The organism is Bacillus sp. AF23, assembly GCF_020861455.1.
GTDB lineage: Bacteria > Bacillota > Bacilli > Bacillales > Bacillaceae > Bacillus > Bacillus halotolerans.
Genome location: NZ_JAJHVY010000015.1, coordinates 466230 through 492320, shown reverse-complemented (window position 1 = coordinate 492320; position 26091 = coordinate 466230). Strand labels below are relative to the sequence as shown.

Annotated in this window: 27 protein-coding genes; 25 read left to right on the top strand and 2 right to left on the bottom strand. The window is 45.6% G+C overall.

The annotated features are described in order from the left end of the window. Positions 1-14: 14 nt before the first annotated feature. The 7 genes from LNN34_RS07720 (at position 15) to sirC (ending at position 5724) form a co-directional block, all read left to right on the top strand. Positions 15-716: a phosphoadenylyl-sulfate reductase gene (locus LNN34_RS07720; RefSeq protein WP_024121347.1), complete on the top strand. Its 702-nt coding sequence runs from the start codon at positions 15-17 to the stop codon at positions 714-716. An 11-nt stretch (positions 717-727) separates the two neighbouring features. After that, positions 728-1792: a sulfate permease gene (gene cysP / locus LNN34_RS07715; protein WP_106294721.1), complete on the top strand. Its 1065-nt coding sequence runs from the start codon at positions 728-730 to the stop codon at positions 1790-1792. Between the two features lie 48 nt (positions 1793-1840). Further along, entirely contained in the window at positions 1841-2989 is a 1149-nt protein-coding gene (sat, locus tag LNN34_RS07710; RefSeq protein ID WP_044155947.1) for a sulfate adenylyltransferase, read from the top strand. Positions 2990-3001: 12 nt separating this feature from the next. Then, complete coding sequence (cysC, locus tag LNN34_RS07705) at positions 3002-3595, top strand: adenylyl-sulfate kinase (protein WP_059292808.1); 594 nt, start codon at positions 3002-3004, stop codon at positions 3593-3595. A gap of 100 nt (positions 3596-3695) precedes the next feature. Next, entirely contained in the window at positions 3696-4469 is a 774-nt protein-coding gene (gene cobA, locus LNN34_RS07700; protein ID WP_044155945.1) for a uroporphyrinogen-III C-methyltransferase, read from the top strand. Next, positions 4470-5255 (top strand): sirohydrochlorin chelatase, encoded by a 786-nt coding sequence (gene sirB, locus LNN34_RS07695; protein ID WP_059352890.1) that lies wholly within the window; start codon positions 4470-4472, stop codon positions 5253-5255. Next, positions 5236-5724, top strand: a complete 489-nt coding sequence (gene sirC / locus LNN34_RS07690) for a precorrin-2 dehydrogenase (RefSeq protein ID WP_059335812.1) — start codon at positions 5236-5238, stop codon at positions 5722-5724. Before sirB ends, sirC begins: the two co-directional genes overlap by 20 nt. A 38-nt stretch (positions 5725-5762) precedes the next feature. On the opposite strand, the gene rqcH is transcribed toward sirC, so the two are convergent. After that, the gene (gene rqcH / locus LNN34_RS07685) at positions 5763-7475 is read right to left on the bottom strand and encodes a tRNA modification protein RqcH (RefSeq protein ID WP_044155941.1); all 1713 of its coding nucleotides are present in this window, start codon (positions 7473-7475) and stop codon (positions 5763-5765) included. Positions 7476-7596: 121 nt separating this feature from the next. Between rqcH and LNN34_RS07680 the strand changes: the two genes are divergently transcribed. From LNN34_RS07680 to spoVM, 17 genes are all read left to right on the top strand, one after another. Further along, positions 7597-10269, top strand: a complete 2673-nt coding sequence (locus LNN34_RS07680) for a calcium-translocating P-type ATPase, SERCA-type (protein ID WP_044155940.1) — start codon at positions 7597-7599, stop codon at positions 10267-10269. An 84-nt stretch (positions 10270-10353) separates the two neighbouring features. Further along, positions 10354-11229, top strand: coding sequence for a YicC/YloC family endoribonuclease (locus LNN34_RS07675; RefSeq protein ID WP_024121354.1), 876 nt, complete (start codon positions 10354-10356; stop codon positions 11227-11229). A 76-nt stretch (positions 11230-11305) separates the two neighbouring features. After that, positions 11306-11575, top strand: coding sequence for an extracellular matrix/biofilm regulator RemA (gene remA, locus LNN34_RS07670; protein WP_003154355.1), 270 nt, complete (start codon positions 11306-11308; stop codon positions 11573-11575). A gap of 7 nt (positions 11576-11582) precedes the next feature. Next, positions 11583-12197, top strand: a complete 615-nt coding sequence (gmk, locus tag LNN34_RS07665) for a guanylate kinase (RefSeq protein WP_024121355.1) — start codon at positions 11583-11585, stop codon at positions 12195-12197. Positions 12198-12200: 3 nt separating this feature from the next. After that, entirely contained in the window at positions 12201-12404 is a 204-nt protein-coding gene (gene rpoZ, locus LNN34_RS07660) for a DNA-directed RNA polymerase subunit omega (protein ID WP_003221520.1), read from the top strand. A gap of 78 nt (positions 12405-12482) precedes the next feature. Beyond that, a complete protein-coding gene (gene coaBC / locus LNN34_RS07655) occupies positions 12483-13703 on the top strand; it encodes a bifunctional phosphopantothenoylcysteine decarboxylase/phosphopantothenate--cysteine ligase CoaBC (protein ID WP_215510553.1) in 1221 nt (406 codons plus the stop codon). Further along, positions 13700-16117 carry a primosomal protein N' gene (gene priA / locus LNN34_RS07650; RefSeq protein ID WP_229043060.1) on the top strand — a complete coding sequence of 806 codons (2418 nt, stop codon included), beginning with the start codon at positions 13700-13702 and terminating at the stop codon, positions 16115-16117. The genes coaBC and priA overlap by 4 nt, the downstream gene beginning before the upstream one ends. 26 nt (positions 16118-16143) lie before the next feature. Beyond that, on the top strand, positions 16144-16626 hold the full coding sequence (gene def, locus LNN34_RS07645; RefSeq protein ID WP_215510551.1) for a peptide deformylase: 483 nt from the start codon (positions 16144-16146) through the stop codon (positions 16624-16626). Positions 16627-16630: 4 nt separating this feature from the next. Then, positions 16631-17584 (top strand): methionyl-tRNA formyltransferase, encoded by a 954-nt coding sequence (gene fmt / locus LNN34_RS07640; protein WP_059292801.1) that lies wholly within the window; start codon positions 16631-16633, stop codon positions 17582-17584. Next, positions 17571-18914 (top strand): 16S rRNA (cytosine(967)-C(5))-methyltransferase RsmB, encoded by a 1344-nt coding sequence (gene rsmB, locus LNN34_RS07635; RefSeq protein ID WP_059352894.1) that lies wholly within the window; start codon positions 17571-17573, stop codon positions 18912-18914. The genes fmt and rsmB overlap by 14 nt, the downstream gene beginning before the upstream one ends. Before the next feature lie 3 nt (positions 18915-18917). Continuing rightward, positions 18918-20009, top strand: a complete 1092-nt coding sequence (gene rlmN, locus LNN34_RS07630) for a 23S rRNA (adenine(2503)-C(2))-methyltransferase RlmN (RefSeq protein WP_229043059.1) — start codon at positions 18918-18920, stop codon at positions 20007-20009. Between the two features lie 6 nt (positions 20010-20015). Continuing rightward, entirely contained in the window at positions 20016-20780 is a 765-nt protein-coding gene (gene prpC, locus LNN34_RS07625; protein WP_044155932.1) for a protein-serine/threonine phosphatase PrpC, read from the top strand. Next, the gene (gene pknB, locus LNN34_RS07620) at positions 20774-22723 is read left to right on the top strand and encodes a Stk1 family PASTA domain-containing Ser/Thr kinase (protein WP_229043058.1); all 1950 of its coding nucleotides are present in this window, start codon (positions 20774-20776) and stop codon (positions 22721-22723) included. The genes prpC and pknB overlap by 7 nt, the downstream gene beginning before the upstream one ends. A 14-nt stretch (positions 22724-22737) precedes the next feature. Beyond that, positions 22738-23640: a ribosome small subunit-dependent GTPase A gene (rsgA, locus tag LNN34_RS07615; protein ID WP_229043057.1), complete on the top strand. Its 903-nt coding sequence runs from the start codon at positions 22738-22740 to the stop codon at positions 23638-23640. A gap of 3 nt (positions 23641-23643) precedes the next feature. Next, positions 23644-24297 carry a ribulose-phosphate 3-epimerase gene (gene rpe / locus LNN34_RS07610; RefSeq protein WP_229043056.1) on the top strand — a complete coding sequence of 218 codons (654 nt, stop codon included), beginning with the start codon at positions 23644-23646 and terminating at the stop codon, positions 24295-24297. A 74-nt stretch (positions 24298-24371) separates the two neighbouring features. After that, complete coding sequence (locus tag LNN34_RS07605) at positions 24372-25016, top strand: thiamine diphosphokinase (protein ID WP_229043055.1); 645 nt, start codon at positions 24372-24374, stop codon at positions 25014-25016. 83 nt (positions 25017-25099) lie between these two features. Then, positions 25100-25180, top strand: a complete 81-nt coding sequence (gene spoVM, locus LNN34_RS07600; protein ID WP_003221545.1) for a stage V sporulation protein SpoVM — start codon at positions 25100-25102, stop codon at positions 25178-25180. A gap of 71 nt (positions 25181-25251) precedes the next feature. Here spoVM and rpmB read toward each other — a convergent pair whose 3' ends face one another. After that, on the bottom strand, positions 25252-25440 hold the full coding sequence (rpmB, locus tag LNN34_RS07595) for a 50S ribosomal protein L28 (protein WP_003221548.1): 189 nt from the start codon (positions 25438-25440) through the stop codon (positions 25252-25254). 278 nt (positions 25441-25718) lie between these two features. On the opposite strand from rpmB, the gene LNN34_RS07590 reads away from it, so the two are divergent. After that, positions 25719-26081, top strand: a complete 363-nt coding sequence (locus tag LNN34_RS07590) for an Asp23/Gls24 family envelope stress response protein (protein ID WP_024121367.1) — start codon at positions 25719-25721, stop codon at positions 26079-26081. The last annotated feature ends 10 nt before the right edge of the window (positions 26082-26091 follow it).

The following is a 26091-nucleotide window of genomic DNA, read 5'->3' as shown; positions in this document are numbered from 1 at the left end:
GGAGGAAAGAAGAAATGTTAACGTACGATAATTGGGAAGAACCAACGATTACATTTCCGGAGGACGATCCTTATAAAGGGGCGCTGTCAGTTTTAAAATGGGCTTACGGCCATTACGGCAATCAGCTTGTTTATGCCTGCAGTTTCGGAATTGAAGGAATCGTTCTGATTGACTTAATCTATAAAGTGAAAAAAGACGCAGAGATTGTATTTCTCGATACAGGGCTTCATTTTAAAGAAACCTATGAAACGATAGAACGCGTGAAAGAGCGCTATCCCGGCCTCAATATCATCCTGAAGAAACCGAACCTTACTCTTGAGGAACAGGCGGAAGAACATGGTGATAAACTGTGGGAAAGAGAGCCGAATCAATGCTGCTATCTCAGAAAGATCGTTCCTTTAAGAGAGGCGCTTTCCGGCCACCCGGCATGGCTTTCCGGCCTGCGCCGCGACCAAGGGCCAAGCCGTGCCAATACGAATTTCTTAAACAAAGATGAGAAATTCAAATCAGTAAAAGTTTGCCCGCTTATCCATTGGACTTGGAAAGACATTTGGAGATACACCTCTCGGAATGAGCTGGACTACAATCCGCTCCACGATCAAGGGTATCCAAGTATCGGCTGCGCGCCTTGTACGTCACCTGCATTTACCGCAGAGGACTTGCGCTCAGGCAGATGGAACGGTATGGCGAAAACAGAATGCGGACTGCATGAATAAGGAGCTGCAAAATGGAATTAGCCGCTATTTTATTTAGCTTGTTTTTCGCAGTGAATATTGGCGCAAGCGGCGCTGCAGCTTCAATGGGAGTTGCTTACGGCTCTGGGGCCATCAAAAAGAAAACCTACGCTTTGATCATATGTGCTGTTGGTGTTCTGGCCGGGGCTGTCATTGGCGGGGGCGAAGTTGTGAAAACCATCAGCTCTGGGATTATCCCGGAACAGACGATCACGCTGACGATTGTTTGCATCATTATCGGGGCTGCTGCACTGTCGCTTTTTACAGCTAATCTGCTCGGCATTCCTTTATCGACAAGTGAAGTCACGGTCGGGGCGGTTGTCGGTGTGGGCGTTGCGTACAAAGTATTGTTTGTAAACAATCTTCTGATTATTGTTTCATTTTGGATTTTCGTTCCGCTGTTCGCTTTTGGTTTTACATTTTTTGTAGCAAAGCTGTTTCGTTATTTTAAGATCGAAATTACGTCTACCCGTAAACAAAACATCCTTGGCATCCTTTTGCTATGCGCTGGTTTTTTTGAAGCATTCTCTGCGGGCATGAACAATGTAGCGAATGCTGTTGGACCGTTAGTGGCTGCCGGCGTACTGGATGTAGCGAAAGGAACCCTGTATGGGGGAGTTTTTGTAGCCCTGGGCGCACTGATCTTAGGCCGCAGGGTGTTAGAAACAAACGGGAAGAAAATCACGCGGTTTTCAAAAGGGGAAGGCATTCTCCTATCCGGAACAGGAGCAGGGCTGGTGATCATCAGTTCTATATTTGGAATGCCGGTGCCCTTGGCGCAAGTAACGTCATCGTCTATTATCGGAATAGGCATGGCGAAAAACGGACCAAACGTATTTCATAAACAGGTCGTGCAAACGATGCTGAAAGTATGGATCGTGTCGCCGTTTTTATCTTTATCCATCTCCTATCTGCTTGTATCTATGTTTTTAAAGGCGGATTATTATTCAATCTTTATCATGGTAAGTGTGCTTTTAGCGGCAGGCGGTGCCGTCAGCCTGACAAAAGCCATTCGTAAAGAGAGACGCTCTGTCCACGATCAAGGCGGGGGAATCTAACTATTAATCTGAGTTATTTTATCTGTTAACTAGGAGGAAATGAATATTATGAGCTTAGCACCACATGGAGGAAAACTGGTAAACCGAGTAAATGAGTCGTATGAGGTAAGCGGCATTCAGAAAGAAATTGAACTTGATTTGATTTCTTTTGCTGACCTGGAATTGATCGGAATCGGCGGATACAGCCCGATCGAAGGCTTCTTAAATGAGAAAGATTACGTATCTGTTGTTGAAAACATGCGTCTTGCTTCCGGTGTTGTATGGTCTATTCCGATCACGCTGCCGGTAGATGCACAAAAAGCAGCCGAACTGTCAGTCGGCGAAACAGTAAAATTAACGTATGACGGAGAAACATACGGCGTTATCCAAATCGAAGACTTATACGTGCCTGACAAACAAAAAGAAGCTGTTAACGTGTATAAAACGGATGATCAGGCTCATCCGGGTGTAAAAAAGCTGTTCAGCCGCGGTGATACATATGTCGGCGGTCCGATCACACTGATTAAAAAAGCTTCCAAACAATTCCCTGAGTTTACATTTGAACCGACGGAAACAAGACGCCAGTTTGCAGAAAAAGGCTGGGAAACAATTGTCGGTTTCCAAACGAGAAATCCTGTTCACAGAGCGCATGAATATATTCAAAAAACGGCTCTTGAGACAGTGGACGGTTTGTTTTTAAACCCGCTTGTCGGCGAAACAAAATCTGATGACATCCCCGCTGATGTCCGTATGGAAAGCTATCAAGTGCTTCTTGACAACTATTACCCGAAAGAGCGAGTTTTCCTTGGCGTTTTCTTGGCTGCAATGCGTTATGCCGGTCCGAGAGAAGCGATTTTCCATGCGCTTGTCAGAAAAAACTACGGCTGCACGCATTTCATTGTCGGCCGCGATCACGCCGGTGTCGGTGATTATTACGGCACGTACGAAGCCCAGGAGCTGTTTGACACATTTAAACCTGAAGAACTCGGCATTACACCGCTGAAATTTGAGCACAGCTTCTTCTGCGAAAAATGCGGAAATATGGGAACAGCGAAAACGTGCCCTCACGGCCGAGAGCATCACGTGATTTTATCAGGCACCAAGGTGAGAGGGATGCTGAGAGACGGTGTACTGCCGCCTGCAGAATTCAGCCGCGCAGAAGTTGTAGAGGTGTTAATCAAAGGCATGAAGAAAAAAGAAGAAGCAGGCGTTTCTTAAGGGGGACTGGCAGTGACAAATCGCGATATCGTATGGCATGAAGCCTCTATTACAAAAGAAGAGTATCAGCAAAAAAACAAGCATAAAAGCTCCATTCTCTGGCTGACGGGCTTAAGCGGATCAGGCAAATCAACCATTGCCAATGCTGCTGCGAGAGAACTTTTTGAGCTAGGCTACCAAGTTATTGTGCTGGATGGTGACAACATTCGCCACGGTTTAAATAAAGATCTCGGTTTTTCTGATAAAGACCGAAAAGAAAACATCCGCCGAATCGGAGAGGTAGCGAAACTTTTTGTGCAGCAGGGCACCATTGTCATTACTGCTTTTATCTCTCCTTTCCGTGAGGACAGAGACCAGGTCCGCCAGCTTGTGGAAGCAGGCGAATTTAATGAAGTTTATATTAAATGCGACCTCGATATTTGTGAACAAAGAGATCCAAAAGGGCTCTACAAAAAAGCAAGAAACGGAGAAATTCCGTTCTTCACAGGCATTGATTCTCCTTATGAAGAACCGGAAGCTCCTGAGCTCGTCCTTGACTCAGGACAATATGATCGTGAAGAGTGCAAAAATCAGCTGATCGAGTTTGTAAAGCAGCAACTGAGCTAAACGCCGCTCAGCTGTGTTCTTCTCAGATGCCGAAAATGCAAACAAGAATAACATCACAGCGAACGTTCTGGAAGAACTCGAATAGATCGGGGGAAAGACGATGGGGAAAGTATATATTGTAGGAGCGGGTCCCGGAGATCCTGATCTGCTGACAATTAAAGCGCTGAAAGCCATTGAAAAAGCTGATGTAATCCTATATGACAGATTAGTAAATAAAGAGATTTTGCAATATGCCAAGGAGCAGGCGGACCTGATCTACTGCGGGAAGCTTCCAGATTTTCATACAATGAAGCAGGAAACCATCAATCGGTTTCTTGTGAAGTATGCGCAAAAAGGGAAAACCGTTGTCAGATTGAAAGGCGGAGACCCATTTGTGTTCGGCAGAGGAGGGGAAGAAGCGGAATGCCTTTCTGAAAATGGCATTCCGTTTGAAATTGTCCCCGGTATCACATCGGGAATCGCGGCGGCTGCTTATGCCGGGATTCCTGTCACTCATCGGGACGCGGGCTCTAACGTGGCTTTTGTAACGGGGCATTATAAAAAAGAAGAGGATTTTGAGGAAAAGTGGAAAGCGCTGGCCACAGGGATTGATACACTTGTCATCTATATGGGCATTAAAAATGTGCAGCAGATCGAAAAAAAACTCCTGGAAAACGGCCGGGACGGTTCTACTCCGGCAGCGTTTATTCATTGGGGAACAACGGACAAGCAAAAATCTGTTTTTTGTACAGTTGACACCCTTTCAGAAACGGTGAAAAAAGAAGACATTAAAAATCCGAGTTTAATTGTTGTTGGAAATGTTGTAAATTATCACTATAAGCTGGAATGGTTTGAATCTGAGCTGAAAAAACAAGATTTAAGCGAGGCGTTGTAAATGAAACAAGCGATTTTATATGTCGGCCACGGCAGCCGGGTAAAAAAGGCTCAGCAAGAGGCCGCTGCATTTTTGGAAGGATGCAAAGCGCACATCTCTGCGCCTGTTCAGGAAATCAGTTTTTTAGAGCTGCAGGAGCCGGCAATTGAGACAGGGTTTGAAGCATGTGTGAAGCAAGGCGCCACTCATATCGCAGTGGTGCCTCTGCTTCTTTTAACGGCTGCTCATGCAAAACAGGATATTCCGGAAGAAATTGCCCGTGCCGCGTCCCGGTATCCTTCAATCCATATCTCATACGGAAGTCCAATTGGGATTGACGAAGAAGTTGTCAAAGCTGTCTATCATCGTGTTAAAGACATAGGCGTTCCGTACGAAAACGCGAGGGTTGTGCTCATCGGCAGGGGAAGCTCAGACCCAGATGTAAAAAGAGACGTAACCGGCATTGCCGGATTGCTCCAAAACATCATGCCCGTCAAGGAAGTGATTCCATGTTTTATGACAGCATGCGGTCCCAATTACAAAGATGTTTTTTCTGAGCTGAAAAAAGATGACGGCGTGACGACCTTTATTGTTCCGTATTTGCTGTTTACCGGGATGCTGATGAATGAGATTGAACGTGAGGTCTGGAAATTGAAGGCCAAAAATCCAAATGTCTACCTCTCTTCCTATATCGGTTTCCACCCGCATGTGAAAAAGGCATTTTTAAATCGTGTAAAAGAAACTGCTGACAACCATGAGGGGCAATTTAATTTTGACGGAGGCTCATATGCTCCCGCTTCACATTAGTTTGCAGAAGAAAAAGGTTGTGATCGCAGGGGGCGGCAGTATTGCGCTCAGAAGGTTAAAAACAGTGCTTTCTGATGGAGCGGATATTACGCTTGTCAGTCCGGTTGCGGAACCGGAAATCAGGCAGATGGCAGACAATCGCCAAATCAAGTGGCTGAGCCGGAAGATTGAGAAAGAGGATTATCTCGACGCTTTTTTGATTATTGCCGCGACGGATGACGCCGCTGTGAATAAAGAGATCGCTCAAAATGCATCGCCTTCCCAGCTTGTCAACTGTGCCAGTGACGCTGAGCTGGGCAATGTGTACATGCCGAAAATCGTAAAAAGAGGGCATGTTACGGTTTCTGTTTCGACAAACGGAGCCAGTCCAAAGCATACGAAGGAACTTGCTGAAAAAGTGGACATGCTCATTGACGGCGACTTTGTCAGCGAAGTAGACAGGCTTTATCAGATCAGAAGAAATAAATAAGCCAGAGCAGTTGCTGCTCTGGCTTTTCTTTATATAAATCAGCTTTTTTTCAGTCTGATGACAGTATCCGCATCAGGCGTGACAAAGACGGTATGCTGGCTGTCATAAGTCACGAATCCGGGCTTTGCGCCGTTCGGCTTTTTGACGTGCCTGATTTTTGTATAATCAACAGGCACAGAACTTGAATCTTTTGCTTTTGAAAAATAAGCTGCAATTGTGGCGGCTTCAATAATTGTTTGTTCATCCGGCTCGCTGCTCCTGATGACAACATGGGAGCCCGGGATATCCTTCGTATGAAGCCATATGTCGTCTCTGGCAGCTGCTTTGGTCGTTAAATACTCGTTTTGACGGTTGTTTTTGCCGACTAAAATAGTGTGGCCGGAAGAGGATTCGTATGTTTCTAACACAGGGTTGTTCTGTTTTTGTTTTTTCTGCCCTTTTTGCTGCTTAGGACGTAAATATTTCCCCTCCACAAGCTCTTCTCTGATTTCACTGATATCGCGCGGAGAAGCGGAAGACAGCTGCTGGATCAATTGGTCGAAGTATTCAATTTCTTGCTGAGCCAGCCTGATTTGTTCTTCGACAACGGCAACTGAGTTTTTCGCCTTCTGATATTTAGTGAAATAGGCCTGTGCATTCTCTGAAGGCGTCTTGTTCGGATTCAGCGGGATGGCGATTGTCGGATTTTCCTCATCATAGTAGTTGATGACTTCAGCCTGCTTGTCGCCTTTTTTCATCATATATAAATTTGCGGTCAGCAACTCCCCGTAAAGCTGGAATTCCTTAGCGTTTTCCGAATACTCCAGTGTTTTTTCCAGTTTTTTGATTTTGTTGGCGTTCTTTTTCCGCTCATTCACAACGAACCGCTCAAGATCCTGAGCCTGCTGTTTAACCCGGTCCCGCTCAGCTTTTCCGAAATAAAAACGGTCCAGCAGCTCACTTAATGAATCGAAGCGGCGTGCTTCTCCTTTAAGGTGAGTCAGCTCCAGCAGATAAAAATATTCCTTCCCGTTAACAGTCGTAATGTTAGGGTTGAAACGGTGCTCCCTTACCTCTGCAAAGAGCTCCAGCAACGCTTTTGGCAGTGTCACTTTGTTGGCAAGGCCCGCTCTGTGGACAGCTTCTTTTGCGAAGAGCGGAGAAACACCGGAAAAATGGTCAACAATTTGTTTATCTAGCCGTCCTTCTTGAAAACTGAGATGACGCAACATGTCATCTTCAGTCGCTTCTAGCGGTGAGATTTTGTCCTGGGCCGGCGGAAGTTTATAATCGTAGCCCGGCAGTACGGTGCGATAGCTGTTCATTGACGGTGATAAATGCTTCAGCCCGTCGATGATCGCATTTTCCTCTCCGTCCGTCAGAATGATATTGCTGTGGCGGCCCATAATTTCGACATAAAGCTTTCGATGCGTTTCATCGCCGATTTCATTACGGCTTTTAATATGAAAAATCATAATGCGGTCAAGGCCCGCCTGTTCAATTTTTTCAATAAATCCGCCTTCAATATGCTTTCTTAGCAGCATGCAAAACATCGGCGGTTCACTCGGGTTTTCATACGTTTGTGCCGTGATATGCACCCGTGAATAGCTTGGGTGTGCCGATAATAAAAGCTTTTGGTTTTTTCCATTGGCGCGGATGTGAAAAATCACATCGTGCTTATAAGGCTGATGGACTTTCGTGATCCGTCCGCCCATTATTCGCTCGTTCAGTTCGTGTGTCATTCCGTATGTAAACATGCCATCAAACGACATATATAATACACCCTCTCATTCTTCCTGCATTCGATAATTATAGCATGAAATGGGACGAGTCAGAATAAGCATGCTTATAGAGTGATATCTCTATAAGAGAGCAGGGGAGTGGACGAGCGGAATGAAGTTTCATGAAATGGGACAAACAGACTTATTAGAGGCAACAAATACGTCCATGAAACAAGGATTAACTGAAAAAGAGGTGAAAAAACGCCTCGACAAGCATGGGCCAAACGAGCTGCAAGAAGGGAAAAAAACATCAGCGCTTCTCTTGTTTTTCGCGCAGTTTAAAGATTTTATGGTGCTTGTGCTTCTGGCGGCAACGTTAATCTCAGGTTTTCTTGGTGAATATGTAGATGCGGTTGCGATTATTGCGATTGTGTTTGTGAATGGCATACTCGGTTTCTTTCAAGAAAGGCGTGCAGAGCAATCTCTCCAGGCATTAAAAGAGCTGTCAACTCCTCATGTGATGGCACTCAGGGAAGGAAGCTGGACAAAGATCCCTTCGAAAGAACTGGTGCCGGGCGACATTGTGAAGTTTACAAGCGGCGACCGGATTGGGGCAGATGTCCGCATTGTCGAAGCGAAAAGCCTGGAAATTGAAGAATCAGCGTTAACCGGAGAGTCAATCCCGGTTGTGAAACATGCGGATAAATTGAAAAAACCCGATGTGTCGCTGGGGGATATTACGAATATGGCCTTTATGGGAACCATCGTCACCCGCGGCAGCGGTGTCGGTGTTGTCGTCGGTACAGGAATGAACACGGCTATGGGGAAAATCGCTGACATGCTTGAATCGGCGGGAACTCTGTCAACCCCGCTGCAAAGAAGGCTCGAGCAGCTCGGGAAAATTTTAATTGTTGTCGCTTTACTGCTCACTGTACTTGTTGTCGCTGTCGGCGTGATCCAGGGACACGATCTGTACAGTATGTTTTTAGCCGGTGTTTCGCTAGCGGTAGCCGCCATTCCAGAAGGGCTGCCAGCCATTGTGACAGTAGCGCTGTCATTAGGTGTACAGCGTATGATCAAGCAAAAATCAATCGTGAGAAAGCTTCCGGCGGTTGAGACGCTTGGGTGTGCCTCTATTATTTGTTCAGACAAAACAGGAACAATGACGCAAAACAAAATGACGGTCACACATGTATGGTCCGGAGGAAAAACGTGGAGAGTATCGGGCACGGGCTACGATCCGAAAGGAGGCTTCACACTGAACGATAAAGAGGTCAGTGTGAATGAGCATAAGCCTCTGGAGCAAATGCTGTTGTTCGGAGCGCTTTGTAACAACTCGAATATTGAGAATAGAAACGGTGACTATGTGCTTGACGGAGATCCGACAGAGGGAGCGCTGCTCACCGCGGCAAGAAAAGGCGGCTTTTCAAAGGAGTTTGTGGAATCCCATTACCGGGTGGTTGAGGAGTTTCCATTTGATTCAGCCCGAAAAATGATGACTGTCATTGTAGAGGATCAGGACAGAAAGCGCTATATCATTACGAAAGGCGCGCCGGATGTACTGATGCAGCGGTCCGCCCGTATTTATTATGACGGCTCTGCCGCTCCTTTCTCAAATGAGAGAAAAGCAGAAACAGAGGCAGTATTACGGCAATTGGCTTCCCAGGCGCTCCGAACGATTGCGGTTGCCTATAGACCGGTAAAAGCAGGGGAAACACCGTCAATGGAGCAGGCGGAAAAAGATCTGACAATGCTTGGCCTTTCAGGCATCATAGATCCGCCGCGCCCTGAAGTCAGACAGGCGATTAAAGAATGCCGTGAAGCGGGAATTAAGACGGTCATGATTACAGGGGATCATGTTGAGACAGCAAAAGCTATAGCGAAAGATTTGCGCCTCCTCCCGAAAAGCGGAAAAATCATGGACGGCCAGATGCTGAATGAGCTTTCGCAAGAAGAGCTTTCTGACGTAGTGGAGGATGTGTATGTGTTTGCCCGCGTTTCTCCTGAGCATAAATTGAAAATTGTTAAAGCGTATCAGGAAAACGGACATATCGTTGCAATGACAGGAGACGGCGTCAATGACGCGCCGGCTATCAAACAGGCTGATATCGGCGTTGCCATGGGTATTACAGGAACGGATGTGGCGAAGGAAGCATCATCCCTCATTCTCGTAGATGATAATTTTGCAACCATTAAATCAGCGATTAAAGAAGGCAGAAATATCTATGAAAATATTAGAAAATTTATCCGATACCTGCTGGCTTCTAACGTAGGAGAAATTCTGGTCATGCTTTTCGCCATGCTGCTTGCCCTTCCTTTGCCGCTCGTGCCGATTCAGATTTTGTGGGTCAACTTGGTGACAGACGGATTGCCGGCGATGGCGCTCGGCATGGATCAGCCGGAAGGAGACGTGATGAAGCGGAAGCCGCGTCACCCGAAAGAAGGGGTGTTTGCCCGCAAGCTTGGATGGAAGGTGGTCTCCAGAGGTTTTTTAATCGGTGCTGCCACGATTTTGGCTTTTATCATCGTGTATCACCGCAATCCTGAGAATTTGTCTTATGCGCAGACAATTGCGTTTGCGACGTTGGTGCTGGCTCAGCTCATTCACGTATTTGACTGCCGGAGCGAAACGTCCGTTTTTTCCAGAAATCCGTTTGAAAACTTGTATCTGATCGGCGCTGTATTGTCATCGATTTTACTGATGCTGGTGGTCATTTACTATCCGCCGCTTCAGCCGATTTTCCATACGGTTGCCATCACGCCGGGAGACTGGATGCTGGTCATCGGCATGTCGGCCATCCCTACTTTTTTGCTGGCGGGGTCACTTTTGACAAGAAAAAAATAAATTCATATGATATAATCTTAGGGGTAATAGCATGTCTATTGCCCTTTTATTTTGAGAACAGGGAAGAAATTGGGTGTTTTATTTATGATACGAAGTATGACAGGCTTCGGCAGTGCAAGCAAAACACAAGATGATCTCTCTGTAAGCGTTGAACTTAAATCTGTGAATTACAGGTTTAAAGAAGTGAACGCTCGTTTGCCAAGGCCTTTGCTATATTTAGAAGATAAGCTGAAACAGACGATTCTGCAGTACATACAGCGCGGAAGAATTGAGCTTTTCGTCTCCGTTGACAGTGATATGCTTGTAGAGAGAAGGCTTGACATTGATTGGCCGCTTCTCGATGAGTTTGTCGCAGCTGCAGAGGATATGAAAAAGCGATATCAATTGTCCGCAGAGCCTGATGTCATGGACTTCTTCAAGCTTGATCATGTCGTCCAGATTCATGAGGAGCAGACACAAAATGAAAAGCTTGAGGAGTTAATAACAGCTGCTGCAGAGGAAGCCGTAAAAGGACTCTGTGAGATGCGCGAAAAAGAGGGGCTGCTTCTAGCTAAAGACTGTCTGATGCATATTGACCAGCTTGAAGAGCTGGCCGAAAAGACCGAATCTTTGGCAGCCGATGCGGTGTCTCGTTACAGGGAACGGCTGTACGCCAGAATAAAAGAATGGACCGAAGACGTGTTGGATGAGAGCCGGCTTGTTACAGAATGCGCTATTTTTGCAGATCGCTCTGATATTACAGAAGAGATTACAAGGCTGAAGAGCCACTTCGCTCAGTTTCGTGATATATTAGCTGAAGGCGGAGCTGTCGGGCGCAAACTCGACTTTCTTGTCCAGGAGCTGAATCGGGAAGCAAATACAATCGGTTCAAAAGCAAATGATCACCAGATCACAAAGCTTGTCGTCGAAATGAAAAGTTCTATTGAAAAAATAAAAGAACAAGTGCAAAATATAGAATAGTGACTGTGCGTATTGTTTACAGACGGACTTGCTAGGCTAAACTAGAGACGTCTATTTTACAGGGGGAACGTAGAAGATGACGATTAAACTGATTAATATCGGATTTGGCAATATTATCTCCGCCAATCGGATGATTTCGATTGTCAGCCCGGAGTCTGCGCCAATCAAACGGATGATCCAGGATGCAAGAGACCGCGGAATGCTAATTGACGCTACATACGGACGAAGAACCCGTGCAGTTGTCGTCATGGATAGTGATCACATTATCTTATCTGCCGTCCAGCCTGAGACAGTTGCACACAGACTTTCTGTTAAAGAAGAAATTATGGATGAAGGGCAGGGATAATTGCCGCATGAAAGAAAGAGGTTTATTAATCGTTCTCTCAGGTCCCTCAGGAGTTGGTAAAGGAACGGTTCGGCAAGCGATTTTTTCGCAAGAAGATACAAAATTCGAGTATTCGATTTCAGTAACAACGAGAAACCCGCGAGAGGGCGAAGTGAACGGAGTCGATTATTTTTTCAAAACGAGAGAAGAATTTGAGCAAATGATTGCAAACAATAAACTGCTTGAATGGGCAGAATATGTCGGCAATTATTACGGCACTCCTGTCGATTATGTTGAACAGACGCTCCAAGAAGGAAAAGACGTCTTTTTAGAAATCGAAGTTCAAGGCGCTCTTCAAGTGAGAAATGCTTTCCCGGAAGGTCTGTTTATTTTCCTTGCGCCTCCGAGTCTTTCTGAACTGAAGAACAGAATTGTGACAAGAGGAACGGAAACAGATGCTCTGATTGAAAATCGCATGAAAGCCGCAAAAGCTGAGATCGAAATGATGGACGCATATGATTACGTCGTAGAAAATGATAATGTCGAAACGGCTTGCGACAAAATCAAAGCAATCGTTCTCGCTGAACATTTGAAGCGTGAGCGCGTTGCACCAAGATATAAGAAAATGCTGGAGGTTGAATAACTGATGTTAGATCCGTCAATTGACTCATTAATGAATAAATTGGATTCGAAATACACGCTCGTAACCGTTTCTGCAAGACGCGCGCGTGAAATGCAAATCAAAAAAGACCAGATGATTGAACATACGATTTCACACAAATATGTAGGCAAAGCTTTAGAAGAAATTGATGCAGGCCTGCTTTCGTTTGAAAAGGAAGACCGCGAATAGTAGCACAAGTAGCAACCTATATCATGTAGGTTGTTATTTTTTTCCGTGCTGTTTTAAATTGCAGAGGGGGAGAAGTCATTGCTGAACAATCGAAATGTGTTGCTTTGCGTGAGCGGAGGCATCGCTGTTTATAAAGCCTGTGCGCTGACAAGCAAGCTGGTGCAGGCGGGGGCAAATGTTAAAGTCATTATGACTGAATCTGCGTGCCAGTTCGTTTCACCGCTGACATTTCAGGCATTGAGCCGCCATGAAGTATATACAGATACATTTAAAGAACAAAATCCAAGCGTCATCTCTCATATAGACGCAGCTGACTGGGCCGACCTGATTATTGTTGCGCCGGCTACGGCCAATGTGATTGGAAAACTGGCCAACGGCATTGCTGATGATATGCTGACAACAACCTTATTAGCGGCAACAGCGCCGGTATGGATTGCGCCCGCCATGAATGTGCATATGTATGACCATCCGGCAGTCAAACGCAATATTTCTGTCCTTTATCAGGATGGTTTTCGTTTTATTGAGCCGAGCGAGGGCTATTTAGCATGCGGTTACGTTGGAAAAGGAAGATTGGAAGAACCCGAAAACATCGTAGAGCTTGCGGAAAAGCATTTTGCAGAAGAAAAAGACGCGCCTTTAGAAGGCAAACAAGTGGTGATCACAGCAGGCCCGACACGGGAGGCAGTTGATCCTGTGCGTTTTTTCACGAATAAATCGACGGGTAAAATGGGATACGCATTAGCTGAGGCTGCGGTGCGGCTTGGTGCAAACGTGACCTTGATCTCAGGGCCGGTTTCTCTTGATGTCCCTAAAGGGCTTTCTCAGTTTATCTCTGTCCAATCGGCTGCGGACATGCGCGATGCGGTGCTCTCTGTGTATGAGAGAAGCGACGTCGTCATAAAAACAGCTGCTGTTGCCGATTTTACGCCAAAAACAGTATTTGACCAAAAAATGAAAAAGCAAGACGGCGGAATGACCCTTGAATTAAAAAGAACGGTCGACATCTTAAAAGAACTGGGCGAGAAAAAACAGCATCAGCTGTTAGTCGGTTTTGCTGCTGAGACACAAGATGTGGAACATTACGCCCGCAAAAAGCTTTCTGCCAAAAATCTTGACATGATTGTGGCGAATGATGTGAAAGCGGCAGGGGCCGGTTTTGGTGCTGATACGAATATTGTGACGCTGTTTTTCAAAGACGGGCGCAAACGCGAGCTGCCGAAGATGTCTAAGCTCGATGTTTCGTTTGACATTCTTGGAGAAGTCGCAGCCCTCTTAAAACAAACCGGAGAGCACTCATGAATTTTGCCGAAGTCATCGTTGATGTCAGCACCAAAAATATAGACAGGCCGTTTGATTACAAAATCCCAGACCATCTTAAAGGTATGATCAAAACGGGAATGAGGGTCATTGTTCCGTTTGGCCCCCGTAAAATTCAAGGGTTTGTGACAGCTGTCAAAGATACGTCTGATCTCTCAGGTAAATCTGTCAAAGAAGTGGAGAATTTATTAGATCTTACGCCTGTTTTGACAGAAGAGCTGATGCATTTGTCTTCATGGCTGTCAGACAAAACGCTGTCTTTTAAGATTACGGCGCTTCAAGCGATGCTGCCTGCCGCATTAAAGGCAAAATATGAAAAAGAGCTGAAGATTGCGGAAGGTGCGGATATCCCGCCGCAGGTAGAACCGCTGTTTTCTGAAACAAAGAGCTTGCTGTATTCCGATATACCTGATCACGATACGCTGAAAATCATCCAGAAGCAGGTTCAAAAAGGCCATATCGATGTAACTTATAAAGTGGCGCAAAAAGCGAACAAAAAAATGGTCAGGTATATTCAGGCCAATGCCGGTAAAGAAGAGCTCTCCAAGCAGGCTGAGGGTTTATCCCGACAAGCGGCCAAACAACAGGCGATCCTGCACTTTTTCATGACGGAACCGGAAGGCACGAAAATACCTGCTGCGGACCTGTGCAAAAAAACAGACGCAAGCTCGGCCACCATCAAGACCCTGATCCAAAAGGGGCTTCTGAAAGAAACCTATGAAGAGGTTTACAGAGACCCCTATCAGGACAAAATGTTCAAAAAAACAGAACCGCTGCCGCTGACAGACGAGCAGAGCGCGGCCTTTCAGCCGATACGCCGGACGTTAGACAACAATGAACATCAGGTGTTTCTCCTGCACGGAGTGACGGGAAGCGGCAAAACTGAAATTTATCTCCAGTCGATTGAAAAAGTGCTTGCGAAAGGAAAAGAAGCCATCGTACTTGTACCGGAAATATCGTTAACGCCGCAAATGGTTCATCGATTTAAAGGGCGTTTTGGCTCTCAGGTAGCCGTGATGCACAGCGGGTTATCCACTGGTGAAAAGTATGACGAGTGGCGCAAAATCCACCGCAAGGAAGTACGGCTTGTCGTAGGCGCGAGGTCCGCTATTTTTGCCCCGTTTGAAAATCTCGGGATGATTATCATCGATGAGGAGCATGAATCGTCCTATAAACAAGAGGAAATGCCGCGCTACCATGCGAAAGAGGTAGCGATCAAGCGGGCGGAGCACCACCGCTGTCCGGTTGTGTTAGGCAGTGCTACACCGACGTTAGAGTCATATGCACGGGCGCAAAAAGGAGTGTACGAGCTGCTTTCGCTGAAACACCGCGTCAATCACCAAGTGATGCCTGAGGTTTCGCTTGTGGATATGAGAGAGGAGCTCAGAAACGGCAATCGCTCTATGTTTTCAATAGAATTGATGGAAAAGCTTGAAGAAACCATTGCCAAGGGTGAACAGGCTGTGCTGTTTTTAAATAAAAGGGGCTATTCCTCCTTTGTGATGTGCAGGGACTGCGGATATGTCCCGCAATGCCCTCACTGCGACATTTCCATGACGTATCACCGTTCCGGCCAGAGGATGAAATGCCATTATTGCGGACATGAAGAGCCTGTTCCGCATACTTGTCCTGAATGCGGGAGCGATCATATCCGTTTTTTCGGAACGGGAACACAAAGAGTGGAAGAAGAATTAACAAAGGTGCTGCCACATGCAAGAGTCATACGGATGGACGTTGATACGACCTCTCGGAAAGGTGCCCATGAAAAATTATTGTCTGCTTTCGGAGAAGGCAAAGCAGATATTCTTCTTGGAACGCAAATGATTGCGAAAGGGCTTGATTTTCCGAATGTGACACTTGTCGGAGTCTTAAGCGCTGACACAACACTGCACATTCCTGATTTCAGATCTGCCGAAAAAACGTTTCAGCTGCTAACACAAGTCAGCGGCCGCGCGGGAAGACATGAAAAACCCGGCAATGTCATCATTCAAACGTATACACCGTCCCATTACAGCATCCAGCTGACGAAAACGCATGATTATGAAACGTTTTATCAGCAAGAAATGGCGTACAGGAGGGAGCAATCCTACCCGCCGTATTACTATTTGGCTCTTGTGACGGTTTCTCACGAGGAAGTGGCAAAAGCGGCTGTAACGGCTGAGAAAATCGCACACTTTCTGAAAGCAAACTGCGGGGCAGATACGAAAATACTCGGTCCAAGCGCATCGCCGATCGCCAGGATCAAAGATAGATATCGCTATCAATGCGTGATAAAATACAAACAGGAAACCCAGATATCAGCTTTATTGAAGAAGATACTGGAACATTATAAACGCGAAATTGAACAAAAACATGTAATGATTTCAATTGATATGAATCCTTATATGATGATGTAAGATCTCACGTCTTGGAGGGTAATGAATTGGCAGTAAAAAAGGTCGTCACACATCCCGCGGAGGTTTTGGAAACGCCCGCGGAAACCGTGACTGTTTTTGATAAAAAGATAAAAAAACTGCTTGATGATATGTACGATACCATGCTCGAAATGGATGGAGTCGGACTGGCAGCGCCGCAAATCGGTATTTTAAAAAGAGCGGCTGTTGTTGATATCGGAGAAGAAAGCGGCAGAATTGACCTTGTGAATCCGGAAATTCTTGAACAAAACGGCGAGCAAACCGGAGTTGAAGGATGCTTGAGTTTTCCCGGCGTCTACGGAGATGTCACACGTGCCGATTATGTGAAAGTGCGGGCGTATAACCGTCAGGGAAAACCGTTTATTCTTGAAGCAAGAGGCTTTTTCGCGAGAGCCGTGCAGCATGAAATGGACCACTTGGACGGCGTGCTGTTCACATCAAAAATAAGCAAATATTATACAGAAGATGAACTAGCGGATATGGAAGGATGATTTGATGACGAGAATCGTGTTTATGGGAACACCCGATTTTTCAGTTCCTGTGTTAAAAACCCTGATAGATGACGGATATGAAGTAGTGGGGGTCGTCACGCAGCCGGACCGTCCGAAGGGCAGAAAAAAAGTGCTCACGCCTCCGCCTGTGAAGGAAGAAGCTTTGCGTCACGGTATCCCGGTTCTTCAGCCTGAAAAAGTCAGACTGAAAGAAGAAATTGAAAAGGTGCTGGCATTAAAACCGGATCTTATTGTGACGGCAGCGTTTGGGCAAATTCTGCCTAAAGAGCTTCTCGACAGCCCTAAGTACGGATGCATTAATGTCCATGCGTCTCTTTTGCCTGAACTGAGAGGCGGGGCTCCTATCCATTATTCCATTCTCCAAGGAAAGAAAAAAACCGGAGTTACCATTATGTACATGGTGGAAAAATTAGATGCAGGCGATATGATTTCAAAAGTGGAAGTAGACATTGAAGAAACCGACAATGTCGGAACCCTGCACGATAAATTAAGCGTTGCTGGCGCGAAGCTTTTGTCTGAAACAGTTCCTCAAGTTATAGCCGGCGACATATCACCTGAAAAGCAGGATGACGAGAAAGCGACGTATGCGCCAAACATTAAAAGAGAACAAGAGCTGATTGACTGGTCCAGAGCGGGAGAAGAGCTTTATAATCAAGTTCGAGGTTTAAACCCATGGCCTGTTGCCTATACGACTTTAAATGGACAAAACCTGAAAGTGTGGGCGGCCAAGAAAACAGCGGCGCCGGCAAAAGCCGAGCCCGGCACAGTCATTGCTATCGAAAAAGAAGGAATTATCGTCGCCACAGGAAACGATACGGCACTGTTATTAACAGAGTTGCAGCCTGCCGGCAAAAAACGTATGCGAGGCGAAGACTTTGTCCGTGGCGCCCATGTTGAGACAGGTGATATGTTAGGAGTACACAATGAAAACAAATAGCGTTCGCGATATTGCGCTGGAGGCGCTGGTCAAATTAGAACAAAATCAGTCATACAGTAACCTGCTCCTGAAATCGGTTATTAAATCCAATAAATTGAGCGATCAGGACCGGGGGCTTTTGACTGAACTCGTGTACGGTACATTGCAAAACAAAATTGCGCTGGATTATATGCTCAAGCCGTTTATCAACAAGCCGCAAAAGGTGAAGCCGTGGGTTATCCAGCTTCTCCGCCTGTCCTTATATCAAATGGAATATTTAGAGAAAATCCCGGACCGGGCAGTCATCCATGAAGCGGTAGAGATTGCTAAAAACCGAGGGCATAAAGGCATTGCCTCATTTGTCAACGGCGTGCTTCGCTCTATTCAGCGTGAAGGAGTCCCTTCCTTTGACGCTATCGAAGATCCTGTTCTCAGGCTTGCGACAGAAACCAGCCATCCTGAATGGCTCGTGAAAGAGTGGGCAGACGCATACGGATTTGATGCGGCTGAAAAGATTTGCCGCATTCATCTCATTCCGCCTAAGCAAACGCTGCGTATCAATCAAATGAAAACAGACAGAGCGGAAATACTTGATCAAATGGCAGCTGAAGGAATCGAAGCAGAAAAAGGCGATCTCGCCGAGGATGCTGTGAAGCTTGTAAAGGGAACAATCGCCGGAACTCACTTCTTCCAGACCGGTGAAGTGTCCATCCAGGATGAAAGTTCCATGCTGGTTGCCCGGGCCCTTGATCCTAAGCCAGGTGAAACGGTGCTTGATGCGTGCGCGGCGCCGGGCGGAAAGTCAGCCCATATCGCTGAATTAATGGAGAACAAGGGAAGTGTGACATCGCTTGACCTTCACAAACATAAGGTGAAGCTGATCAAAGAAGCGGCAGAACGGCTTGGCCTTTCCATTATTGATGCGAAAACAATGGACGCGAGAAAAGCGGGAGAAACGTTTAAAAGTGAACAGTTTGACCGTATTTTGGTTGACGCTCCATGCTCAGGCTTTGGCGTGATCAGAAGAAAGCCGGATATGAAATACACCAAAACCCCAAATGACAGCTCCCGGCTTGCTGAAATCCAGCTGTCTATCTTAAGGGAAATTGCGCCATTAGTAAAAAAAGGTGGCACTCTTGTCTACAGTACGTGTACAATGGATCGGACAGAAAATGAAGAAGTTATCCATGCGTTTATACAAGAACATCCTGATTTTGAACCCGATTTGTCTCTTGAAAAGCGGCTGCCCGAAAAGGCGAGACCCTTTGTTCGGGATGGGAGGCTTCAAATCCTTCCGCATTATTTCGGAACAGATGGTTTCTTTATTTGCAGCATGAGAAAGAAGGGATAAGCAATGACAGAACTTAAAAAAACAAAGAGCAGAAAAGAATTGCGGACAGAGCGTCCTTCAATTTATTCTTTTGAATTAGACGAAATCAAACAATGGCTGACAGACAACGGAGAGAAACCGTTCCGCGCGGCACAGATTTTTGAATGGCTTTACGAAAAACGAGTATCTTCTTTTGACGAAATGACAAACCTGTCAAAGGATCTGCGTGAGAAATTAAACACTCATTTCGTATTAACGACGCTGAAAACAGCTGTTAAACAAACTTCTCAAGATGGTACGATGAAGTTTTTATTCGAGCTTCACGACGGTTATACAATCGAAACCGTTTTAATGAGACACGAGTATGGTAATTCTGTATGTGTAACGACACAAGTCGGCTGCCGCATTGGCTGCACATTCTGCGCATCAACGCTCGGCGGCTTAAAACGAAATCTTGAAGCGGGCGAAATTGTCGCTCAAGTGGTGAAAGTTCAAAAAGCGCTGGATGAAACGGATGAACGCGTCAGCTCTGTCGTCATCATGGGAATTGGCGAACCATTTGATAACTTTAACGAAATGCTTGCCTTCTTAAAAATCATTAACCATGATAAGGGACTAAATATCGGTGCCCGCCATATTACTGTTTCTACAAGCGGAATCATCCCGAAAATTTACGAATTCGCTGATCAGCAAATGCAGATTAACTTTGCGATTTCTCTGCACGCGCCAAATACAGAAATCAGAAGCCGTTTGATGCCGATTAACAGAGCGTACAAGCTGCCTGATTTAATGGAAGCCGTTAAATATTACATTAATAAAACAGGACGCCGGATCAGCTTTGAATACGGTCTGTTCGGCGGCGTAAATGACCAGGTCGAGCACGCTGAAGAGCTTGCAGACTTGCTGGAAGGCGTAAAATGCCACGTGAATTTGATTCCGGTAAACTATGTGCCTGAACGGGATTACGTCCGCACACCGCGCGAGCAGATTTTTGTTTTTGAGAAAACGCTGAAATCCCGCGGAGTAAATGTCACGATCCGAAGAGAGCAAGGCCATGACATTGACGCAGCCTGCGGTCAGCTTCGCGCGAAGGAGCGTCAAGACGAGACGAGGTGATGAGGGTTGTTAACAGCCTTAAAAACAGATACAGGGAAAATCCGCCAGCATAATGAAGATGATGCGGGTATTTTTAAGGGGAAAGACGATTTTGTATTAGCGGTTGTCGCTGATGGCATGGGCGGCCATCTTGCTGGAGATGTTGCAAGCAAGATGGCTGTGAAAGCCATGGGAGAGAAATGGAATGAGGCAGATACGATTCCTGCAGCGCCGTCAGAGTGTGAAGAGTGGCTCATTGAACAGATTCTCGCGGTAAACAGCAAGATTTACGATCATGCCCAAGCGCACGAAGAATGCCAAGGCATGGGAACAACCATAGTATGCGCTCTTTTTACAGGCAAAACGGTTTCCGTTGCTCATATAGGCGACAGCAGATGCTATTTGCTTCAGGACGATCTTTTCGTTCAGGTGACAGAGGATCATTCTCTTGTGAATGAACTGGTTCGCACCGGTGAAATCTCCAGAGAAGATGCTGAGCATCATCCGCGCAAAAATGTGCTGACGAAGGCGCTCGGAACAGATCAATCTGTCAGTATTGACGCACGTTCTTTCGAAATTGAACCCGGAGATAAACTCCTTTTATGTTCTGATGGACTGACGAATAAAGTGGAAGTCACTGAATTAAAAGACATCCTGCAAAGCGATTCAGCTCCTCAGGAAAAAGTAAACCTGCTTGTGGACAAAGCCAATGAGAATGGCGGGGAAGACAATATTACAGCAGTGTTGCTTGAGCTTGCTTTACATGTTGAAGAGGGTGAAGATCAGTGCTAATCGGCAAGCGAATCAGCGGGCGTTACCAGATTCTCCGTGCCATAGGCGGCGGGGGAATGGCCAACGTTTATTTAGCTGAGGACATTATTCTTGATCGTGAAGTCGCAATCAAAATCCTGCGGTTTGACTATGTGAATGACAATGAGTTTATCAGGCGTTTCCGAAGAGAAGCCCAATCGGCATCAAGTCTTGATCACCCGAATATTGTCAGCATTTATGATTTGGGCGAGGAAGATGACATTTACTATATTGTCATGGAATACGTAGAGGGCATGACGCTAAAAGAATACATAACAGCAAATGGGCCGCTTCATCCCAAAGAAGCGCTCAGCATCATGGAGCAAATTGTCTCAGCCATTGCCCATGCCCACCAAAATCATATTGTCCACAGGGATATTAAACCGCATAACATTTTGATCGACCATATGGGCAATATCAAAGTAACGGATTTTGGAATTGCGACTGCACTGACTTCGACAACAATCACCCACACCAATTCTGTGCTGGGCTCAGTCCATTATTTATCCCCCGAACAGGCGCGGGGCGGTCTGACCACAAAAAAATCAGATATTTATGCGCTTGGGATTGTTTTATTTGAGCTGTTAACCGGCCGAATCCCGTTTGATGGAGAATCGGCTGTCAGCATCGCCTTAAAGCATCTTCAGGCTGAAACCCCTTCAGCGAAAAGGTGGAATCCCTCAGTACCCCAAAGCGTTGAAAACATCATATTAAAGGCAACCGCCAAAGATCCTTTTCATCGCTATGAAACTGCTGAAGATATGGAAGAAGATATTCGAACAGCTTTTGACGCGGACAGGCTCAACGAAAAGAAATTTACGATTCAAGATGATGAAGAAATGACGAAAGCGATTCCGATTATTAAGGATGAAGAGCTTGCGAAAGCTTCTAATGAAACCGAAGCTGACATGACATTTCCTCAAGAAAACCAAACGAAGAAAAAAGCAAAGAGAAAAAAATGGCCGTGGATTTTGCTCACCATATGCCTGATTTTTATCACGGCAGGAGTTCTCGCCGTCACTGTTTTTCCTTCTCTTTTTATGCCTAAGGATGTCAAAATACCCGATGTAGCAGGGATGGAATATGAGAAAGCGGCAGATCTTCTAGAAAAAGAAGGCTTGCAGGTAGATTCAGACGTATTGGAAATCTCAGATGAGAAGATCGAAGAAGGCCTGATGGTCAAAACCGATCCTAAAGCCGAGTCCACTGTTAAAGAAGGGGCAACGGTTACGCTTTATAAGAGCACAGGTAAAGCAAAAAAGCAGATCGGTGATGTGACGGACCAATCAGTCGACAAGGCAAAAAAAGTGTTAAAGGAACAGGGCTTTAAAAATGTAACGGTGGATGAAGTAAATAATGATGAGAAAGACGCCGGCACTGTCATAGACCAGAATCCGTCAGCAGGGACCGAACTTGTGCCGGACGAAGATCAAGTTAAGCTCACAGTCAGCATCGGGCCGGAAGATATTACGCTCAGAGATTTAAAAACATACAGTAAAGAAGCAGCCTCAGGATATCTGGAAGATAACGGGCTCAAGCTGGTGGAAAAAGAAGCGTACTCAGATGACGTTCCGGAAGGACAGGTTGTCAAACAAAAGCCGGCAGCGGGAACGGCCCTAAAGCCGGGAAATGAGGTCGAAGTGACATTTTCTCTCGGACCTGAGAAAAAACCGGCGAAAACAGTGAAAGAAAAAGTCAAGATTCCATATGAGCCTGAAAACGAAGGGGACGAGCTGGAGGTGCAAATCGCGATTGACGACGCGGACCACAGCATTTCTGACACTTACGAACATTTTAAGATTAAAGAGCCTGCAGAACGGACGATCGAACTGAAGATTGAACCTGGCCAAAAAGGGTACTATCAAGTGATGGTAAATAATAAAGTCGTCAGCTACAAAACAATTGAGTATCCGAAAGATGAATAACAAGGAGGGAAAATATGCCTGAGGGCAAAATTATTAAAGCGCTTAGCGGCTTTTATTACGTACTGGATGAATCAGAGGATTCAAATAACGGAAAAGTTATACAATGCAGAGGAAGAGGCATTTTCAGAAAAAATAAAATCACCCCTTTGGTCGGTGATTATGTTGTTTATCAAGCTGAAAATAATAAAGAAGGATATCTTCTGGAGATTAAAGAAAGAACCAATGAACTTATCAGGCCGCCGATCTGCAACGTTGATCAAGCGGTGCTTGTTTTCTCGGCGATGCAGCCATCTTTCAGCACAGCATTGCTCGACCGTTTCTTGGTTCTCGTAGAAGCGAATGACATCCAGCCGATTATTTGTATTACAAAAATGGATTTAATTGAAGATCAACATACACAAAAGCTCATTCAAGCGTATGCTGAAGACTACCGTAACATTGGCTATGACGTATTTCTTACCTCTTCTAAGGACCAAGAAAGTTTAACGGAGATCATCCCGCATTTCCGCGGCAAAACAACGGTCTTTGCCGGCCAGTCGGGGGTTGGAAAATCCTCGCTTCTCAACGCGATCAGTCCCGAACTGGATTTGAGAACAAACGAGATTTCCGAGCATTTAGGCCGCGGGAAGCACACAACCCGCCATGTGGAGCTCATTCACACGTCCGGAGGTCTGGTTGCGGATACGCCGGGTTTCAGCTCTCTTGAGTTTACAGACATTGAAGAAGGAGAGCTGGGCTACACCTTCCCTGACATCAGAGAAAAAAGCGCATCATGCAAATTCAGAGGATGTTTGCATTTGAAAGAGCCGAAATGTGCAGTCAAACAAGCTGTTGAAGAAGGGGAATTAAAGCAGTACCGCTACGACCATTATGTTGAATTTATCACAGAGATCAAAGACAGAAAGCCGAGGTATTAGATCATGGTAAAGATTGCACCTTCTATTCTTTCCGCTGATTTTGCCGCTTTAGGCAAGGAGATTCAAGATGTAGAAAAAGGCGGAGCCGATTACATTCATGTTGATGTCATGGACGGCCATTTTGTCCCGAATATTACGATTGGGCCGCTGATTGTAGAAGCCATTCGTCCGGTGACAAAACTGCCCCTGGATGTACATTTAATGATTGAAGAGCCAGACCGTTATATCCCGGCTTTCGCAAAAGCTGGAGCAGATATCCTGTCTGTACATGCCGAAGCCTGTCCGCACCTTCACCGGACAATCCAGCTTATGAAAGAGCAGGGTGTAAAAGCTGGCGTTGTCCTGAATCCGCATACACCTGTTCAAGTAATTGAGCATATTTTTGAAGAACTTGATCTCGTACTCTTAATGACGGTGAACCCTGGATTTGGCGGACAGAAATTTATTCATTCTGTTCTTCCGAAAATAAAAGAAGTGAAACGAATGGCAGAGGAAAAAGGGAAACATGATCTGCTAATTGAAGTAGACGGCGGCGTCAACAAAGAAACAGCCTCGCTAGTCATCGAAGCGGGCGCAAATTTACTTGTTGCCGGTTCTGCTGTTTATGGCCAAACTGACCGCGAAAAAGCTATTTCTGAGATAAGAGGAAACAAATAAGCAGCAGGAGAAAGAGCCGGGCGCATTTAGCCCGAGCTCTTTTTCCTGTACCCAGAAGCAGAAAGGAAAAAGAGATGAGAAAAATCAATATCGTTGCGGGAGGCCCAAAAGATTTGATCCCCGACCTGACTGGTTATACGGCTGATCACACGATCTGGGTCGGGGTTGACAAGGGCACAGTCACGCTTTTAGATGCCGGCATCATTCCTGATGAAGCTTTCGGAGATTTTGACAGCATTACGGAGCAGGAACGCCGGCAAATCGAAAAAGCCGCGCCCGCTCTCCATGTGTTCCAGGCAGAAAAAGATCAAACGGATTTAGACCTCGCTCTTGATTGGGCCCTCGAAAAGCAGCCGGATGTCATTCAAATCTTCGGAATTACGGGAGGCAGAGCAGATCACTTTTTAGGAAATATTCAGCTGCTGTACAGGGGAGTAAAAACAAATTCGAAAATGAAGCTTATAGACAAACAGAATGATATTCAGATGTTCTCTCCAGGCGAATATTCTCTTCTTATCGATCAAAACAAACGGTATATCTCCTTCATCCCATTTACAGAAGAAGTAAATGAGCTGACTCTCACCGGTTTTAAATATCCGCTAAATAAGTGTCATATTACGCTTGGTTCAACACTATGTATTAGTAACGAACTCATTCATTCACGAGGTACTTTTTCGTTTGCGAAAGGCATATTAATAATGATAAGAAGCACGGATTAGCTTCTGCTTTCACTCATTTGTTGAAATTAATGAACCTTAAAGCGATGAACAGGCGGTTACGGGACTTATAGGAGGGGACAAAAATGAAATTTTACACCATTAAATTGCCGAAGTTTTTAGGAGGAATTGTCCGGGCGATGCTGGGCTCATTTAGAAAAGATTAAAGCCCAGGGGTTCAAGCCCCCTTTCACCACATAAAAACGCCTGCCACATATCAGGGCAGGCGTTCATTTTGTTATACACGCTCAACTTTACCGGATTTCAAAGCTCGAGCAGATACATATACTTTTTTAGGTTTTCCGTTCACAAGGATACGAACCTTTTGAAGATTCGCGCCCCAAGTGCGCTTAGAAGCGTTCATTGCGTGAGAACGGTTATTCCCAGCTGTTGTTTTTTTACCTGTGATAACGCATTTACGTGCCATTTGTTTCCCTCCTCACTTGCACAAAACATCTACTTTTTCACTTTCATATGTTCTTAGATGCTTTCGATATGGATACTTTAAATAATTTACCACAGCTAAAAAACGTTTGCAACTATTGTTTCATCATCTTTCAAGAAAATTCACTTGACATCTTGCACAAACAGCGGCGCTATAGTATATGTAAAGAGACGTGCAGCGTTTGTCGCGTCTTTTCTTTTCATAATGGAATTCATATAGTAGAATAGCTGTAACTCTATGCATTCGAAGGAGGAACTAGTGTGTCCATTGAATTAAGAACGAAATACGGGCAGATTGATATATCGAATGAAGTCATTGCAATGGTTGCCGGCGGCGCTGCGATTGACTGTTACGGCATTGTTGGAATGGCCTCTAAAAACCAAATTAAAGACGGACTGACTGAAATCCTTCGGAAAGAGAATTTCAGCAGAGGTGTTCAAGTTCGCCAAGAAGCAGAACAGATACATATTGACATGTATATCATTGTCAGCTACGGCACAAAAATTTCTGAAGTGGCACATAACGTCCAAACAAAAGTAAAGTACACAGTAAATCAAACAGTCGGACTTGCAGTGGACTCTGTCAATATTTATGTCCAAGGCGTACGAGTGACGAACCCGTAGTTAGGAGGAG

What these genes read in the sequence shown, in the direction of transcription:
- remA (WP_003154355.1), top strand. Translation starts at nt 11,306, where the DNA reads ATGACGATTAAACTGATTAATATCGGATTTGGCAATATTATCTCCGCC.
- LNN34_RS07680 (WP_044155940.1), top strand. Translation starts at nt 7,597, where the DNA reads ATGAAGTTTCATGAAATGGGACAAACAGACTTATTAGAGGCAACAAAT.
- rlmN (WP_229043059.1), top strand. Translation starts at nt 18,918, where the DNA reads ATGACAGAACTTAAAAAAACAAAGAGCAGAAAAGAATTGCGGACAGAG.
- spoVM (WP_003221545.1), top strand. Translation starts at nt 25,100, where the DNA reads ATGAAATTTTACACCATTAAATTGCCGAAGTTTTTAGGAGGAATTGTC.
- rpmB (WP_003221548.1), bottom strand. Translation starts at nt 25,440, where the DNA reads ATGGCACGTAAATGCGTTATCACAGGTAAAAAAACAACAGCTGGGAAT.
- sirB (WP_059352890.1), top strand. Translation starts at nt 4,470, where the DNA reads ATGAAACAAGCGATTTTATATGTCGGCCACGGCAGCCGGGTAAAAAAG.
- rqcH (WP_044155941.1), bottom strand. Translation starts at nt 7,475, where the DNA reads ATGTCGTTTGATGGCATGTTTACATACGGAATGACACACGAACTGAAC.
- LNN34_RS07605 (WP_229043055.1), top strand. Translation starts at nt 24,372, where the DNA reads ATGAGAAAAATCAATATCGTTGCGGGAGGCCCAAAAGATTTGATCCCC.
- fmt (WP_059292801.1), top strand. Translation starts at nt 16,631, where the DNA reads ATGACGAGAATCGTGTTTATGGGAACACCCGATTTTTCAGTTCCTGTG.
- sat (WP_044155947.1), top strand. Translation starts at nt 1,841, where the DNA reads ATGAGCTTAGCACCACATGGAGGAAAACTGGTAAACCGAGTAAATGAG.
- sirC (WP_059335812.1), top strand. Translation starts at nt 5,236, where the DNA reads ATGCTCCCGCTTCACATTAGTTTGCAGAAGAAAAAGGTTGTGATCGCA.
- rpoZ (WP_003221520.1), top strand. Translation starts at nt 12,201, where the DNA reads ATGTTAGATCCGTCAATTGACTCATTAATGAATAAATTGGATTCGAAA.
- LNN34_RS07720 (WP_024121347.1), top strand. Translation starts at nt 15, where the DNA reads ATGTTAACGTACGATAATTGGGAAGAACCAACGATTACATTTCCGGAG.
- cysP (WP_106294721.1), top strand. Translation starts at nt 728, where the DNA reads ATGGAATTAGCCGCTATTTTATTTAGCTTGTTTTTCGCAGTGAATATT.
- cobA (WP_044155945.1), top strand. Translation starts at nt 3,696, where the DNA reads ATGGGGAAAGTATATATTGTAGGAGCGGGTCCCGGAGATCCTGATCTG.
- rsmB (WP_059352894.1), top strand. Translation starts at nt 17,571, where the DNA reads ATGAAAACAAATAGCGTTCGCGATATTGCGCTGGAGGCGCTGGTCAAA.
- rpe (WP_229043056.1), top strand. Translation starts at nt 23,644, where the DNA reads ATGGTAAAGATTGCACCTTCTATTCTTTCCGCTGATTTTGCCGCTTTA.
- rsgA (WP_229043057.1), top strand. Translation starts at nt 22,738, where the DNA reads ATGCCTGAGGGCAAAATTATTAAAGCGCTTAGCGGCTTTTATTACGTA.
- priA (WP_229043060.1), top strand. Translation starts at nt 13,700, where the DNA reads ATGAATTTTGCCGAAGTCATCGTTGATGTCAGCACCAAAAATATAGAC.
- gmk (WP_024121355.1), top strand. Translation starts at nt 11,583, where the DNA reads ATGAAAGAAAGAGGTTTATTAATCGTTCTCTCAGGTCCCTCAGGAGTT.
- LNN34_RS07675 (WP_024121354.1), top strand. Translation starts at nt 10,354, where the DNA reads ATGATACGAAGTATGACAGGCTTCGGCAGTGCAAGCAAAACACAAGAT.